The 16,447-nt window shown below is 75.0% G+C and carries 6 protein-coding genes; 3 read left to right on the plus strand and 3 right to left on the minus strand.

The genetic code is table 11. The features are described 5' to 3' along the window. The 3 genes from ACFV4N_RS27655 to ACFV4N_RS27665 form a co-directional block, all read right to left on the minus strand. The coding region (locus ACFV4N_RS27655) for a type I polyketide synthase (protein ID WP_499675530.1) at positions 1-6,214 on the minus strand (6,214 nt) is incomplete at its 3' end. After that, on the minus strand, positions 6,109-11,559 hold the full coding sequence (locus ACFV4N_RS27660) for a type I polyketide synthase (RefSeq protein ID WP_499675525.1): 5,451 nt from the start codon (positions 11,557-11,559) through the stop codon (positions 6,109-6,111). The genes ACFV4N_RS27660 and ACFV4N_RS27655, both read right to left, overlap by 106 nt. Before the next feature lie 412 nt (positions 11,560-11,971). Then, positions 11,972-13,600 (minus strand): MFS transporter, encoded by a 1,629-nt coding sequence (locus ACFV4N_RS27665; protein ID WP_499675526.1) that lies wholly within the window; start codon positions 13,598-13,600, stop codon positions 11,972-11,974. An 81-nt stretch (positions 13,601-13,681) separates the two neighbouring features. Here ACFV4N_RS27665 and ACFV4N_RS27670 point away from each other — a divergent pair, with 81 nt between their 5' ends. The 3 genes from ACFV4N_RS27670 to ACFV4N_RS27680 all read left to right on the plus strand — a co-directional run. Next, complete coding sequence (locus ACFV4N_RS27670) at positions 13,682-14,329, plus strand: TetR/AcrR family transcriptional regulator (RefSeq protein ID WP_499675527.1); 648 nt, start codon at positions 13,682-13,684, stop codon at positions 14,327-14,329. 369 nt (positions 14,330-14,698) lie between these two features. Further along, positions 14,699-16,123, plus strand: a complete 1,425-nt coding sequence (locus ACFV4N_RS27675) for an acyl-CoA carboxylase subunit beta (RefSeq protein ID WP_499675528.1) — start codon at positions 14,699-14,701, stop codon at positions 16,121-16,123. Continuing rightward, a partial coding sequence (locus tag ACFV4N_RS27680; protein WP_499675529.1) for a thioesterase II family protein occupies positions 16,120-16,447 on the plus strand: 328 nt, incomplete at its 3' end. The genes ACFV4N_RS27675 and ACFV4N_RS27680, both read left to right, overlap by 4 nt.

Raw genomic sequence — 16,447 nt, forward strand, 5'->3', positions numbered from 1 at the left:
CGGCCCGGTGCTCCAGCGCGGCCCGCGTGGTGCCCAGCGACAGGCCCACGTCCACCGGCTCCAGCGAGGCGGCCCGCTCGGCGAGCCTGGCGGCCTGGTCGCGCAGCGCGCCCGCGCCCCGCGCGCTCACCGGCCACGCCACCACGTCGGTGGTCACCGCCACCGGTTCGGCGGGCACGGGCTCGCCGGCGGGCGGCTCCTCGATGATCGTGTGCGCGTTGGTGCCGCTGACGCCGAACGACGACACGCCGATGCGGCGGGGCGTCTCGCGCGCCGGCCACGGCCGCGCCTCGGTCAGCAGCTCGACCGCGCCCTCGCTCCAGTCCACGTGCGAGGAGGGCTCGGAGATGTGCAGGGACTTCGGCAGCAGCTCGTGCCGCAGCGCCAGCACCGACTTGATGATGCCCGCGACGCCCGCGGCGGCCTGGGCGTGGCCGATGTTGGACTTGATCGACCCGAGCAGCAGCGGCCGCTCGCGGTCTTGGCCGTAGGTCTTCAGCACGGCCTGCGCCTCGATCGGGTCGCCCAGCGAGGTGCCGGTGCCGTGGCCCTCGACCGCGTCCACGTCGGCGGGCGCGAGCCCGGCGTTGGCCAGGGCCGCGCGGATGACCCGCTGCTGCGAGGGGCCGTTGGGCGCGGTCAGGCCGTTGGACGCGCCGTCCTGGTTCACGGCCGTGCCGCGCACGACGGCGAGCACGGGGTGCCCGTTGCGGCGCGCGTCGGACAGCCGCTCCAGCAGCAGCACGCCCGCGCCCTCGGCCCAGCCGGTGCCGTCGGCGCTCTCGGAGAACGGCTTGCACCGGCCGTCGGGCGCGAGGCCGCGCTGGCGGGAGAACGCGATGAACGGGGTCGGCGTGGCCATCACCAGCACGCCGCCCGCGAGCGCCAGCGAGCACTCCCCCGACCGCAGCGCCTGCGCCGCCAGGTGCAGGGCGACCAGCGACGACGAGCACGCGGTGTCCACCGACACCGCCGGGCCCTCGAAGCCGAACGTGTAGGACACGCGGCCGGACAGCACCGCCGCGGACGTGGCCGTGGCCAGGTACGCCTCGACCTCCTCGGGCGCGTGGTCGAGCAGGTCCGCGTAGTCCTGGCCGCCGGTGCCGAGGAACACGCCGACGCGCTTGCCGCTCAGCGCCCGCGGGTCGACGCCCGCGCGCTCCACCGCCTCCCACGACAGCTCCAGCGCCAGCCGCTGCTGCGGGTCCATCGCGGTGGCCTCGCGCGGCGAGATGCCGAAGAAGGCCGCGTCGAACTCGCCCGCCTCGTGGACGAAGCCGCCCTCGTGGACGTAGCTGGTGCCGGGCCGGTCGGGGTCGGCGTCGTAGAGCGCCGCGCCGTCCCAGCCGCGGTCGGTCGGGAAGTCGGAGATGGCGTCGACGCCGTTCGCGACCAGCTCCCACAGGTCCTCGGGCGACCGCACGCCGCCCGGGTAGCGGCAGGACATCGCGACGATGGCGATGGGGTCGTCGTCCACCGCGCCCGCCACCGGCTCGGCCTCCGCCGGAGTGGTGTCGCCGACCAGCTCCTCGCGCAGGAACCGCGCCAGCGCCACGGGCGTCGGGTGGTCGAACACCAGGGTCGCGGGCAGCCGCACCCCGGTCGCCTCGCCGAGCCGGTTGCGCAACTCGACGGCGGTCAGCGAGTCGAAGCCCAGGTCCTTGAACGCGCGACCGGGTTCGACCCCGGCGGGGTCGGCGTAGGCGAGCACGGCGGCCACGTGGGTCCGGACGGTGTCCAGCAGTGCGCGGTGCTGCTCCGGTTCGGGCAGCGTGGCCAGCCGGGCGGCCAGTTCCGACCCCGCCGGGGCCGGGCTCGTGGACCCGGCGTCGAGGCCCAGGACTTCCCGGACCTCGGGCAGGGCGTGCACCAGCGGCCGGGGGCGGGCCGCGGAGTAGGTGGGGGCGAACCGCTCCCAGTCGATGTCGGCCACGACCAGGTGGTGCTCGTCGTGGTCCAGGGCCTGCTGGAGCGCGCCGATGGCCAGGTGCGGGTCCATGGCGGGGATGCCGTGCAGGCGCAGCTGCTCGCCGAGCGCCTCCTCGTCGACCATGCCGCCGCCGCCCCAGCCGCCCCAGGCCACGCAGGTGACCGGCGCGCCGCGGTGCCTGCGCTGGAGGGCGAGGGCGTCCAGGTGGGCGTTGGCGGCGCCGTAGCCCGCCTGCCCGGCCGAGCCCCACACGCCGGCGCCGGAGGAGAACAGCACGAACGCGTCCAGCTCGCGGTCGCCCAGCAGCTCGTCGAGGTGCCGCGCGCCGGCGACCTTGGCGCGGCCGGTCTCGACGAAGTCGGCCAGGGTGATGTCGCCCAGGTGCGCCTCGTCGGGCAGCACGCCCGCGGCGTGCACGACGGTCAGCGGCCCGTCGGGCAGCGAGGCCAGCACCCCGGCGACGGAATCGCGGTCGGCCACGTCGCACGCGGCCAGCGTCACGGTCGTGCCCGCGGCCTCCAGCTCGGCCTTCAGCTCGGCCGCGCCGGGCGCGTCCGGGCCGCGGCGGCTGGTGAGCACCAGGTGCCGCGCGCCGCGCCCGGCCAGCCAGCGCGCCACGTGCGCGCCGACGCCGCCCGTGCCGCCGGTCACCAGCGCGGTGCCGCCCGGCGCCCAGTCGCGGCGGGCGGGCGTGGTCAGGGGCGCGTGCACGAGCCGGCGGCCCAGCACGCCGGCCGGGCGCACCGCGACCTGGTCCTCGGCGCCGTCGGCGAGCACGTCGCACAGCCGGTCGAGCAGGGCGCTGTCCGGCCCGGCGGGCAGGTCCACCACGCCGCCCCAGGTGAGCGGGTGGTCCAGGGACAGCACGCCGGCCAGGCCCCACAGGGACGCCTGCGCGGCGGAGGCGGGCACCTCGAACGGGTCGACGGCCACCGCGCCGGAGGTGACCACCCAGGCGCGGGCGGTGATCCCGGCGTCGCCGAGGGCCTGCACGAGGGTGACGGTGCGGGCCACGCCCGCGGTGACGGTCGGGTGGAGGGGGTGCGGGCGCTCGTCGAGCGCGGTCAGCGCCACCACGCCCGCCAGGTCCGGTGCCGCCGCTTGGCGCAGCAGCTCGGCCAGCGCGGCGCGGTCGTGGTCGGCGGGCTCGACGGTCACCACCGCCGCGCCGCGGGCGGCCAGCCGCTCCGCGACGGCGGCGGCGCGCTCGTCGGCGTCCGCCACCAGCAGCCAGCGGCCGGTCAGCGGCGCGCCCGTGGGCCGGCCGGTGGGCCGCCACACCACGCGGTAGCGCCACGAGTCGATCTCGGACCGCTCGCGGCTGCGGGCCCGCCAGGACGCCAGCGCGGGCAGCAGCTCGTCCAGCGCGCCGGGGTCGACGCCGAGCAGGTCGCCCAGCTCGCCGTCCTCCACGGCGCGCCAGAACTCGGCGTCACCCTCCTCGGTCGCCTCGACCGCGGCGGGCAGGACGGACTCCAGCCAGTACCGCTGCTTGCGGAACACGTGGGTGGGCAGCTCGACGCGCGTGCCGCCGGGGTGCGCGGCCGCCCAGTCGGGCGCCAGGCCGTGCGCGTGCAGCCGGGCCACCGCGCAGGCGAACGCGGTGACCTCGTCGCGGTCCTTGCGACGGGTGGCGGCCAGCACGGTCGTGCCGGGGTCGAGGAAGCCCTGGGCCATGCCGGTCAGCACGCCCTCGGGGCCGACCTCCAGGAACCTGGTGACGCCGCGCGACTCCAGGAACCGCACGCCGTCGTGGAACCGGACGGCCTCGCGCACGTGCCGCACCCAGTAGTCGGGCGAGCCGAGGGAGTCGGCGGTCTCACCGGTCACGTTGGACACCACGGGCGTGCTCGGCGCGTGGTAGGCGATCGTGGAGGCGACCTCGTGGAACTCCGCGAGCATCGGCTCCATGAGCGGCGAGTGGAACGCGTGCGACACCGCGAGCCGCTTGGTGCGGCGGCCCTCCAGCTTCGCGGCCACCTCGTCGACGGCGTCCTCGGCGCCGGAGACGACCACGGCGGTCGGGCCGTTGACCGCGGCCAGGCCGACCCGGTCGTTCAGCAGCGGAGCAATTTCCTCCTCGGTGGCCTCCACCGCGAGCATCGCGCCACCGGCGGGCAGGGCCTGCATCAACCGGCCACGGGCGACCACGAGCTTGCAGGCGTCCTCCAGCGAGAACACGCCCGCCACGTGCGCCGCCGCGATCTCACCGATCGAGTGACCCGCCAGGAAGTCCGGCTTCACGCCCCAGGATTCCAGCAACCGGAACAACGCCACTTCGAAGGCGAACAACGCCGGCTGGCTGAACCCGGTCTGGTTCAACAACTCCTGGTCGTCGCCGAAGACGACGTCCTTGAGCGACCGGCCCAGCTCGACGTCCATGAGCGCGCAGATCCGGTCGAACGCCTCGCCGAACACCGGGAACGCGCTCGCCAGCTCCCGACCCATGCCGACCCGCTGCGAACCCTGACCCGTGAACAGGAACGCGGTCAGGCCGCTGCTCTCGACCCCGGTCTCCACGTTCGGGGACGGCGTGCCCGAGGCGATCGCGCGCAACCCGGCGACCAGGTCGTCCCGGGTGGACCCGACGACCACGGCCCGGTGCTCCAGCGCGGCCCGCGTGGTGCCCAGCGAGTACGCCAGGTCCAGCTCGTCCGCCCGCGAGGTCTCCGCGAACGACGCCAGTCGCGTCGCCTGCGCGGCCAGGTCGTCCGCGCCGCGCCCGGACACCGGCCACAGCCGCACCGGGAACCCGGTGACCGGCTCGGCCTCCTCGGCCGCCTCGACCTCCGGCGCCTGCTCGATGATCGTGTGCACGTTGGTGCCGCTGATGCCGAACGACGACACGCCCGCCCGGCGCGGACGACCGGTCTCCGGCCACGGCACCGACTCCGTCAGCAGCGAGACGTTGCCCGCCGTCCAGTCGACCTGGTCGGTGGGCTCCTCGGCGTGCAGGGTCTTGGGCAGCACGCCGTGGCGCATGGCCATGACGACCTTGATCACGCCCGCCACGCCGGCGGCGGCCTGCGGGTGGCCGATGTTGGACTTGATCGAGCCCAGCAGCAGCGGCCGCTCGCGGTCCTGGCCGTAGGTGGCCAGCAGCGCCTGCGCCTCGATCGGGTCGCCCAGCGCGGTGCCGGTGCCGTGCGCCTCCACGGTGTCGACCTGCGCCGCGGACAGCCGCGCGTTGGCCAGCGCCTGCTGGATGACCCGCCGCTGCGACGGGCCGTTGGGCGCGGTCAGGCCGTTGGACGCACCGTCCTGGTTCATCGCCGAGCCGCGGACCACGGCGAGCACCGGGTGCCCGTTGCGGCGCGCGTCGGACAGCCGCTCCAGCACCAGCACGCCCGCGCCCTCGGACCACGCGGCGCCGTTCGCGCCCTGGCCGAACGACCGGCAGCGCCCGTCCGGTGACAGCGCGCGCTGCTTGCTGAACTCCACGAACAGCTGCGGCGTCGCCATCACGGCCACGCCACCCGCCAGCGCCAGCGAGCACTCACCGGACCGCAGCGCCTGCGCCGCCAGGTGCAGCGCGACCGACGACGACGAGCAGGCCGTGTCGACGGTGACCGCCGGGCCCTCGAGCCCGAAGGTGTAGGCGACGCGGCCGGAGGCGATGCTGCCGGAGGTGGTGCTCTCCAGGTAGTCGTGGTGCATCACGCCGGTGAACACGCCGGTGGCGGTGCCCTTGAGCGTCGAGGGCGGGATGCCGGCGCGCTCGAACGCCTCCCAGGTGACCTCCAGCAGCAGCCGCTGCTGCGGGTCGGTCTCCAGCGCCTCGCGGGGGCTCATGCCGAAGAACACCGGGTCGAACTCGGCGACGTCGTGCAGGAACCCGCCCTCGCGGGTGTAGCTCTTGCCGGGCTTGCCCGGTTCGGGGTCGTAGATGCCCTCCAGGTCCCAGCCGCGGTCGACCGGGAACCCGGAGATGGCGTCCACGCCGTTCGCGACCAGCTCCCACAGCTCCTCCGGCGACCGCACGCCGCCGGGGTAGCGGCAGGCCATCGACACGATCGCGATGGGCTCCTGCTCCTTGGCCTCCAGCTCGCGCACCCGCCGCTTGGCCTGCTGGAGGTCGGCGGTCGCCCGCTTGAGGTAGTCGCGGAGCTTGTCGTCGTTCGCCATCGGTGTTCCACCCATCCTGGAGGGCCGTCTTCGTGGTCGCGGGTGAGCGGTGGTCAGGAGATGCCGAGCTCGCTGTCGAGGACCTCGAACAGCTCCTCGTCGGTGGCCTCGCCCAGGTCGAGCTCCTCGTCGTCGCCGCGGCCGTGGGTGTCCTGCCAGGTGCGCAGCAGCGCTTCGAGGCGGGCGGTGACCCGGGCGACGTCGTCGCCGGCCACGGCCTCCAGCGCCGCTTCCAGCCGGTCGACCTCGGCGAGCACGGACCGGGCGCCGTCGTCCTCGCCGACCAGCTCGGCGAGCAGGGCGCGGGCCAGCACGTCCGGTGACGGGTGGTCGAAGACGAGCGTGGCGGACAGCCGCAGCCCGGTCGCGGCGCCGAGCAGGTTGCGCAGCTCCACGGCGGCCAGCGAGTCGAAGCCGAGGTCCTTGAACGCCTTGGTGGGCGTGACCTCCTCCACGCCGGAGTGCCCGAGGACGGACGCGGCGTGCGTGCGCACGAGGTCCAGCACGAGCTGCTCGCGCTCCACGGCGGGCAGCCCGGCGAGCCGGTCGGCTAGGGGCCGCGCGTCGGCGCCCGCGCCGGCCTTCGCCGCGCGTCGCGCCGGGACCCGGACCAGGCCGCGGAGCACGGCGGGCAGCGCGTCGGTGCGGGCGCGCAGGGCCGAGGTGTTGATCCGCAGGGGCACCAGGGCCGCCTCGTCGGTGGTGAGCGCGGCGTCGAACAGCGCGAGCCCCTCGGCGGCGGCCATCGCGGGCATCCCGAGCCGCTCCATGCGGCGCAGGTCGGCCTCGTCGAGGTGCCCGGCCATGCCGCTGCTCTCCGCCCACAGGCCGTAGGCCAGCGAGGTGGCGGGCAGCCCCGCGGCGCGCCGGTGCTCGGCGAGGGCGTCGAGGAAGGAGTTCGCGGTGGCGTAGTTCGCCTGCCCCGCGCCGGCGACCACGGCCGCCGAGGAGGAGAACAGCACGAACGCGGCCAGGTCGCCGGTGAGCCGGTGCAGGTGCCAGGCGGCGTCCACCTTGGCCCGCAGCACGGTGTCGACCTGCTCCGGGGTGAGGTCGCCGAGCATGGCGTTGTCCGCCACGCCGGCCGCGTGCACCACGGCGGTCAGCGGGTGCGCGGCGGGGACGCCGGCGAGCAGCTTCTCCACCGCCTCGCCGTCGGCGGTGTCGCAGGCGACGACCGAGACGTCGGCGCCGGCCGCCTCCAGCTCGGCGGCCAGCTCGGCCGCGCCGGGCGCGGCCGGGCCGCGGCGGCTGGTGAGCAGCAGGTGCCGGACGCCGTGCCGGGCGACGAGGTGCCGGGCGAGCAGGCCGCCCAGGCCACCGGTGCCGCCGGTGACGAGCACGGTGCCGTCCGGCCGCCAGGGCGCGGTCGACTCCTCGGTCACCACGACCCGGTGCAGGCGGGGCACGAACACCCCGCCGTCGCGCAGCGCGATTTCGGGTTCGCCGGACGCGACGGCGGCGGGCAGCAGGTCCTCGGCGCCCGGTTCGACGTCGACGACGGTGAAGCGGTCGGGGTTCTCCGCCTGGGCGGCCCGCAGCAGGCCCCACAGGGGCGCGCGGGTCAGGTCGTGCCGGACCGCGCCGCGGGTGACCACGACGAGGCGGGAGCCCGCCAGGCGCTCGTCCGCGAGCCACCCGGTCAGCAGGCCGAGCACCTCGTGCGTGACCGCGCGGACCTCGGCGGGCACGTCGACCGCGCCGACGGGGACCGCCGCCGGGTCGCCGGGCGTGATCGGCGCGAGCACCACGTCGGGCGCCGCCGTGCCCGCGTCGAGGGCCGCGCGCAGCGCCGCCAGGTCCGCGTACGGCGTCGCGGCGACCAGGGCGTCCGGCCCGAGCACGGCCCAGCCGTCCTCGTCGGGCACCGCGGCGGGGCCGGCCGGCAGGGACGTCCAGCGCAGGCGGAACAGGGACTCGTGGTGGCCGCGGGGCGCGCCGCCCAGCTGCTCGGCGGTCACCGACCGCACGATCAGCTCGTCGATCGTCGCGACCGGCTCGCCCCGGCCGTCGGCCACCGCGACGGACAGCTTGTCCTCGCCCGTGGGCTTGATGTGCAGGCGCAGCTCCGTCGCGCCCGCCGCGTGCAGCCGCACGCCGTTCCAGGCGAAGGGCAGCGGGGTGCGCTCGGCCGAGCCGTCGGCGAGGTTGCCGTGCAGGGCGGCGTCGAGCAGCGCCGGGTGCAGGCCGAACCGGGCCGCGTCGGCGTGCGCGACCTCCGGCAGCACGGCCGAGGCGAACAGCTCGCCCTCACCGCGCCGCCACACCGACCGCAGGCCGCGGAACACCTCGCCGTACCCGTAGCCGGCGTCGGCCAGGCGCTCGTAGAACCCGTCGAGGTCCACGGCCTCCGCGCCGGCGGGCGGCCACGCGTCCAGGTGCTCGGGCTCCGCCTCGCCGCCCGTGCCGAGCACGCCGGAGGCGTGGCGCGTCCACGGCTCGTCGGCGGGCGCGCCCTCGGGCCGCGAGTGGATCGCCAGCGTGCGCCGGCCGTTCTCGTCCGCGCCCTCGGCGGTCACGCGCAGCGCCAGCGCGCCCTGGTCGGGCAGCAGGAGCGGCACCTCCAGGGTCAGCTCCTCCACCACGTCGCAGCCGACCTGGTCGCCCGCGCGCACGGCCAGCTCCACCAGGCCCGTGCCGGGCACCAGCACGGTGCCGTGCACCGCGTGGTCGGCCAGCCAGCCGTGGGTGGTCCGGGACAGCCGGCCGGTCAGCACCACGCCGCCGGTGGTCGGCGCCTCGACGACCGCGGACAGCAGGGGGTGCTCGCCCGGCAGCAGGCCGAACGACTCGGCGTCGCCGGCCGGACCGGCGGAGGTCAGCCAGTAGCGCCTGCGCTGGAACGCGTAGGTCGGCAGGTCCACCCGCCGCGCGCCGCGACCGGCGAAGAACGCCGCCCAGTCGACCGCGACGCCGTGCGCGTACGCGGTGGCCAGGCCGGTGGTCAGCGTGACGACCTCGTCGCGGTCGCGCCGCTGGGTCGCGACGGCCACGCCGCCGGGCGCCATGCCGGTCAGCACGCCGTCCGGGCCGACCTCGACGAACCGCGACACGCCCTGGGAGGCCAGGAACTCCGCGCCGTCGTGGAACCGCACGGCCTCGCGGACGTGGCGGACCCAGTAGTCGGCGGCGGCGATCTCGCCGGTCACCTGGCCGCCGGTCACGGTGGACGCGAACGCCAGGGTCGGCTCGTGGTAGGCGACCTTCTCGGCGATCCGCCGGAACTCCTCCAGCATCGGCTCCATGAGCGGCGAGTGGAAGGCGTGCGAGACGCGCAGGCGCTTGGTGCGGCGGCCTTCGAGCTTCGCCGCGATCTCGTCCACCGCGTCCTCGGCGCCGGAGACGACCACGGCGGTCGGGCCGTTGACCGCGGCCAGGCCGACCCGGTCGTTCAGCAGCGGGAGCACTTCCTCCTCGGTGGCCTCCACCGCGAGCATCGCGCCACCGCTCGGCAACGCCTGCATCAGGCGGCCACGAGCGGCCACCAGGCGGCAGGCGTCCTCCAGCGAGAACACCCCGGCCACGTGCGCCGCCGCGATCTCACCGATCGAGTGACCCGCGACGAAGTCCGGCGTGACGCCCCAGGACTCCAGCAGCCGGTAGAGCGCCACCTCGAAGGTGAAGAGGGCGGGCTGGCTGAACGCGGTCTGGTTCAGCAGCTCCTGGTCGTCGCCGAAGACGACGTCCTTGAGCGACCGGCCCAACTCGACGTCCATCAGGGCGCAGATCCCGTCGAACGCCTCGCCGAACACCGGGAACGCGCTCGCCAGCTCCCGGCCCATGCCGACCCGCTGCGAACCCTGACCCGTGAACAGGAACGCGGTCGCGCCCGGCTCGACCTGGCCGCGCACCGCGCCCGGCGCGCCGTCGGCCAGCGCGGCGAACAGGTCGTCGGTGGTGCGGCCCACGGCCACGAGCCGGTGCTCGAAGTGCGCGCGGGACGTGGCGAGCGAGTAGGCGACGTCGAGCGCGCTCGCGCCGGTGACCGCGCGGAGCCGCCGCACCTGCGCGGCCAGCGCCTCCGGCGTCTTGGCGGTCACCACCCACGGCACCACGTCGGTCTCGACGGCCCGCGCCTCCTCCGGCGCGGCCTCGTCCTCGTTCGCCTGCTCGGCGTCCTGCTCGGCGGGCGCCTGCTCCAGCACCACGTGCGAGTTGGTGCCGCTGATGCCGAACGAGGACACCGCCGAGCGGCGCGGCCGGCCCGTCTCCGGCCACGGCACGGTCTCCGTCGGCAGCATCACGCTGCCCGCGCTCCAGTCCACGTGCGACGTGGGCGCGTCCACGTGCAGGGTCTTGGGCACGACCCCGCGCTCCATCGCCAGGATCATCTTGATCACGCCGGCCACGCCCGCGGCCGTCTGGGTGTGGCCCAGGTTGGACTTGATCGACCCCATGAGCAGCGGTTGCTCCCGCTGCTGGCCGTAGGTGGCGATGACCGCCTGCGCCTCGATCGGGTCACCCAGCCGGGTGCCGGTGCCGTGCGCCTCCAGGACGTCGACCTGCTCGGCGGACAGGCCGGCGTTGGCCAGGGCCGCGCGGATGACCCGCTGCTGCGACGGGCCGTTGGGCGCGGTCATGCCGCTGGACGCGCCGTCCTGGTTCACCGCGGTGCCCTTGACCACCGCGAGGACGCGGTGCCCGTTGCGGCGCGCGTCGGACAGCCGCTCGACCACGATCACCGCGGCGCCCTCACCCCAGCCGGTGCCGTCGGCGGCCTCGGCGAAGGGCTTGCACCGGCCGTCCGGGGCCAGGCCGCGCTGCCGGGAGAAGTCCACGAACGTCTCGGGCGAGGGCATCACGGTGACGCCGCCGGCCAGCGCCAGCGAGCACTCGCCGCGGCGCAGCGCCTGCACCGCGAGGTGCAGGGCGACCAGCGACGAGGAGCAGGCCGTGTCGACGGTGACGGCGGGGCCCTCGAGCCCGAAGGTGTAGGCGACGCGGCCGGAGAAGACGCTGCCCGCGTTGCCGTTGCCGATGAAGCCCTCCAGCTCCTCCGGCACGACGGGCACGCGCGACGAGTACTCGTGGTACATCAGGCCGGCGTAGACGCCCGTGCGGCTGCCCTTGAGCGCGGTGGGGTCGATGCCCGCGTGCTCGAACGCCTCCCAGGACACCTCCAGCAGCAGGCGCTGCTGCGGGTCCATGGCCACGGCCTCGCGGGGGCTGATGCCGAAGAAGGCGGCGTCGAAGTCGGCCGCGTCGTGCAGGAACCCGCCCTCGCGCGCGTAGGTGTGCCCGCGCCGGTCCGGGTCGGGGTCGTAGAGGGCGTCGACGTCCCAGTCGCGGTCGGTCGGGAACGGCGAGATCACGTCCACGCCGCCCGCCACGAGGTCCCACAGCTGGTCGGGGTTCGCCACCCCGCCCGGGAAGCGGCAGCCGATGCCGACGACCGCGATCGGGTCGTTGTCCCGGCGCTCGGCATCGCGCAGCCTGCGGCGTGCTTCACGCAGGTCCGCGGTCGCCCGCTTCAGGTAAGCAAGAAGCTTTTCCTCGTTTCCCACGCACGCCTCCCGGGGCCGTTCCACTCCGCGGTCAATCCGATCCGGTGCCCGAGCCCAACAGTGGACGACATGTCTTGCGGCACCGCCGTCGACGTGCGAGTTTTCGCACGTCCTGGATCTGCTGCGGCAAACGCGGCGATTTTACGCAGGAATTTCCCGCACCGCCGCACAAGCGCACGACACCTCAGCCGATGATTTCCCGACCCGCTTTTCCCGAGATAACGCTACGGAGACGCGGACACCACCGCCAACCCCTAGCAGGCCCTTAGCTCACCCCTAGGGGCGTTAGCCCTGGCAGACCTCGGGGAACCCTTCCCGACCACGGCAAACCCCGATCGACCCCTTCCCGGGAACGACGAATCCCGGCCGCACAGGGGTGCGACCGGGATCCCGGGAAAGGCGGCGGTGCTGGTCAGGCCGTGGAGCCGGACTTCTCCCGCTCGTTGTCGTCCCGCTCGGCCGGGTCGGGGTCGGCGTCGGAACCCGACGGCTCCCCGACGGCCTCCGGCGCGGCGGCGGGCGGCGGCACGGGGCGCGGCACCTTACGCAGCAGGGTGAACGCCAGCACCGCGGTGATCACGAGCACACCGGAGACCGCGTAGGCGGCGACGTGCAGCTCCTCGGTGAACGCCGTCCGGGCGGCCAGCCGCAGCGCGTCACCGGCGGCCGAGGGCAGCGTGCCGGCGACCTCGACGGCCTCGCCCAGCGTGTCCCGAGCGGCCTCCAGCGCGTCGGCGGGCACCCCGGCGGGCGGGTCCTCGGCGAGCTGCGAGCGGTACACGAACGCGCCCACGCTGCCCAGCACGGCCACGCCCAGCGCGCTGCCGAACTGGCTGCCGGTCTCCGAGAGGCCGGCGGCGGAACCCGCGCGCTCCGGCGGCGCGGTCGTGACCACCAGCTCGGCGGTCAGCGTCAGCGCCATCGCCATGCCCATGGTGGACAGCATCTGGCCGACCACCGCCTGGGCCAGGCCGTCCTCCACGCCCACCTGCGACATCACCAGGAAGCCGCCGATGCCGATGGCCAGGCCGAGGGCCGTGGTGGTCGCGTGCCCGAGCTTCGAGGTGAGCACCGGCGCCAGCACGGCCGCGCCGATCGCCGCGGTGAACGCCTGCGGCAGCGACCACAGGCCCGCCACGAACGGTTCGAGCCCCAGCACGAGCTGGAGGTACTGGGCGGTGAAGAACATGAAGCCGACCAGCGCGAAGTTGGCCAGCACGTTGGTGACCAGCGCGGCGGAGAACGCGGCCTTGCCGAACAGCCGCACGTCCACCATCGGGTCGTCGAGCCCGCGCTGGCGCAGGATGAACAGCGGCACGAGCACCAGGCCCACCACCACCGCGACCAGCGCCGGCCAGTCGAAGCCCTGCTCGGCGAACTCCTTGATGCCCCACACCACCGGCAGCACGCCCGCGAACAGCAGCAGCGAGCTGACCAGGTCGATCCTCCCGGCCTGCGGGTTGCGGTACTCGGGCAGCAGCAGGGGCGAGGCCACCACGAGGACCAGCATGATCGGCACGTTGATCAGGAACACCGTGCCCCAGTGGAAGGACTGGAGCAGCACGCCGCCGGCCAGCAGGCCGATGGCGCCACCGGCGGAGAAGCCGGCCGACCACAGGCCGATCGCGGCGCGGCGCTGCTGCTCGTCCTGGAACATGGTGCGGATCAGCGACATGGTGGACGGCATCAGCGTCGCACCCGCCGCGCCCATGAGCGCGCGGGTCGCGATGAGCACCTCGGGGCTGGTCGCGTAAGCCGACACGGCGGAGGCGACGCCGAAGGCGGCCGCGCCGATGATCAGCAGCTTGCGGCGGCCGATGCGGTCGCCGAGCGTGCCCATGGGGATGAGCAGGCCCGCGAGCACGAACGCGTAGATGTCGGTGATCCACAACAGCTGGCTGCTCGACGGTGCCAGCTCGGCGCTGACGAACGGCAGCGCGTAGGACAGCACGGTCATGTCCATGCTGATGATCAGCGTGACGAGGACGAGGACGGCCAGCCCCCACCACTCCCGCTTCCCGGCACGTTGGGCTGGAGTCATGTCCATCAAACTACACCCGATCTATACGCTTGTATATGACGTATGTATGAAAACACTGTCCCGATCCTGTAGGGTCACGTCGTGGGCCATCGGGAACAGCTCCTCGCCGGCGCGAGGAAATGCTTGTACGAGCGTGGTTACGCCAACACCACGGCGAGGGACGTCGTCTCCGCGTCGAACACGAACCTGGCCTCGATCGGCTACCACTTCGGCTCCAAGGAAGCGCTGCTGAACGCGGCGCTCGTCGAAGCCTTCGAGGAGTGGGGCGCCGAGCTGGACCGGGTCATGCTCAGCGCGGGCGGCCCGGACCTCACCACGGCCGACCGCCTGGAGATCATGTGGAGCGGCGTGCTGGAGTCCTTCAGCAGCCACCGCCCGCTCTGGGTGGCCGGCATCGAGGCCTTCTCCCTCGCCGAGCGGATGCCGGACCTGCGGGAGAAGCTCGCCACCGCCTACCAGCTCGCCCGGCCGTCGCTGGGCGCCCTGGCGGTGCCCGACGAGGAGCCCGACAACCCGACGCGGCTCGCCGCCGGGTCGTTCCTGCTCTCGGTGATGATCGGGCTGACCGTGCAGAACCTGCTGGACCCGCCGTCCGCGCCGACCGCGGGCGACCTGCTGTCGGCCGTGCGGGCGATCGGCGAGAAGCTGGCGCAGTCCCCGGACGGGAACGCCACCCCCGGCGCCGGGGACAACGGCGCCGGTCACCCGGGCACCGGCACCCGGCGCTGAGCCACCCGCGCCGAGGGCGCGGCCGGCCGGCACACCCCGGGCCGGAACACCCGAGGTCGGGACGACCCCGGCCGGCGCACCCGCGGCCGCGGCACCCCCGGCCGGCACACCCTCGTTCGGAGCGCCCGAACCCGACCCGGTCGGTCCGGTGAACACCCGCGCTCCCCTCGATGCCTCGTACCCGACGTGCCCGCGGCACTCCTCCTCCGCATGCTGAACCCTCGCGCCCGCGCACTCCTCCCGTCCACCCCTTGCGGGGCGGGCAAGGGGGGCACCCCGGATCTCCCAGGGGGGTTCTAGGGGTTGTCGCGGGGTACGGCCACCGGCAGGTTCGAGGCACCGTCCCGCACGCCGAGCCGAGGAGCCCGCATGTCCGTTCTGGCTGCCGACACGACGGCCGAGGCGCCGAAACCGCTCGACCCGCGCGACCCGGTGGTCCGGCTGGGGAACCTGCTCGACCCCGGTTCCCTGACCTTCCTGCACGACCAGGACGGCAGCGGCGTGCGCGCGGTGCGCGGGCGCGTCAACGGCTCCCCCGTGCTGGCCTACTGCACCGACGCCACCATGATGGGCGGCGCGATGGGCTGGTCCGGCGCGCAGCGCATCGTCGAGGCGATCGAGATCGCCGTGCGCGACCGCGTCCCCGTCATCGGCCTGTGGCACTCCGGCGGCGCGAAGCTCGCCGACGGCGTGGAGTCCATGGACGGCGTCGGCCGGATGTTCGCCGCGATGACCCGGGCCTCCGGGCGGGTGCCGCAGATCTCGGTGATCCTCGGCCCGGCCGCGGGCGCCGCCGCGTACGGCCCCGCGCTGACCGACATCGTGGTGATGGCCGAGGGCGGCCGGGTGTTCGTCACCGGGCCGGAGGTCGTCCGCAGCGTCACCGGCGAGCAGATCGACATGGAGGGCCTGGGCGGCGTCGAGGCGCACGGCCGCAAGTCCGGCGTGGTGCACGTGACCACGCCGTCCGAGGACGAGGCGCTGCGCAAGGCGCGCAACCTGGTGGACTTCTTCACCCGGCCCGGCGTGCTGGACCTGGCGGCCGCTGCCGACGACCGCGACCCCAGCTCCTGGCTGCCGGAGTCGCCGCGCCGCGCGTACGACGTGAAGCCGTTGGTGAACGACGTGCTCGACCCGGGCTCCTTCGAGGAGCTGCAGGCCAAGTGGGCGCCGAACGTCGTCGTCGGCTTCGGCAGGCTGGCCGAGCGGACGGTCGGCGTCATCGCGAACAACCCGCTGCGCAAGGGCGGCTGCCTGGACTCGCTGAGCGCGGAGAAGGCCTCGCGGTTCGTGCGCATGTGCGACGCGTTCGGCGTGCCGCTGGTGGTGCTGGTGGACGTGCCCGGCTACCTGCCCGGCGTCGGGCAGGAGTGGGGCGGCGTGGTGCGGCGCGGCGCGAAGCTGCTGCACGCCTTCGCCGAGGCGGTCGTCCCCCGGGTCACCCTCATCACCCGCAAGTCCTACGGCGGCGCCTACATCGCCATGAACTCGCGCTCCCTGGGCGCCAGCGCGGTGTTCGCCTGGCCGGACGCCGAGGTGGCCGTGATGGGCGCCGAGGCGGCCGTGAAGATCCTGCACCGCAAGAAGCTCGCCGCCGCGCCCGAGGAGGAGCGGCCGGAGCTGCTGGCCCGGCTCACCGAGGAGCAGCAGCGCATCGCGGGCGGCGTGGACCGGGCGATGGCGCTCGGCGTCGTGGACGAGGTCGTGGCGCCGCGCGACACCCGCCGCAGGCTGGCCGAGGCGCTGGCCTCCGCGCAGCCGGGCCGCGGCCACCACGGGAACATCCCGCTGTGAGCGCGCCGACCTCCACCGGGGCCTGGCTGCGCCGGTTCCGGCCGACCGCGGACGCGCCGGTGCGGCTGGTGTGCTTCCCGCACGCCGGTGGTTCCGCGTCCTACTTCGTGCCGGTGGCCCGCGCGCACGCGCCGGGGGTCGACGTGCTGGCCGTGCAGTACCCGGGCCGGCAGGACCGCCGCGCGGAGCCCGTGGTCGACTCGATCCCGGAGCTGGCCGACAGCCTCGTGCCGGAGCTCCTGGCGTGGGCGGACAGGCCGTTCGCGTTCTTCGGCCACAGCATGGGCGCGACCGTGGCGTACGAGGTGGCGCGCCGGCTGGAGG

The sequence above is a fragment of the Actinosynnema sp. NPDC059797 genome (genome assembly GCF_042732085.1).
GTDB lineage: Bacteria > Actinomycetota > Actinomycetes > Mycobacteriales > Pseudonocardiaceae > Actinosynnema.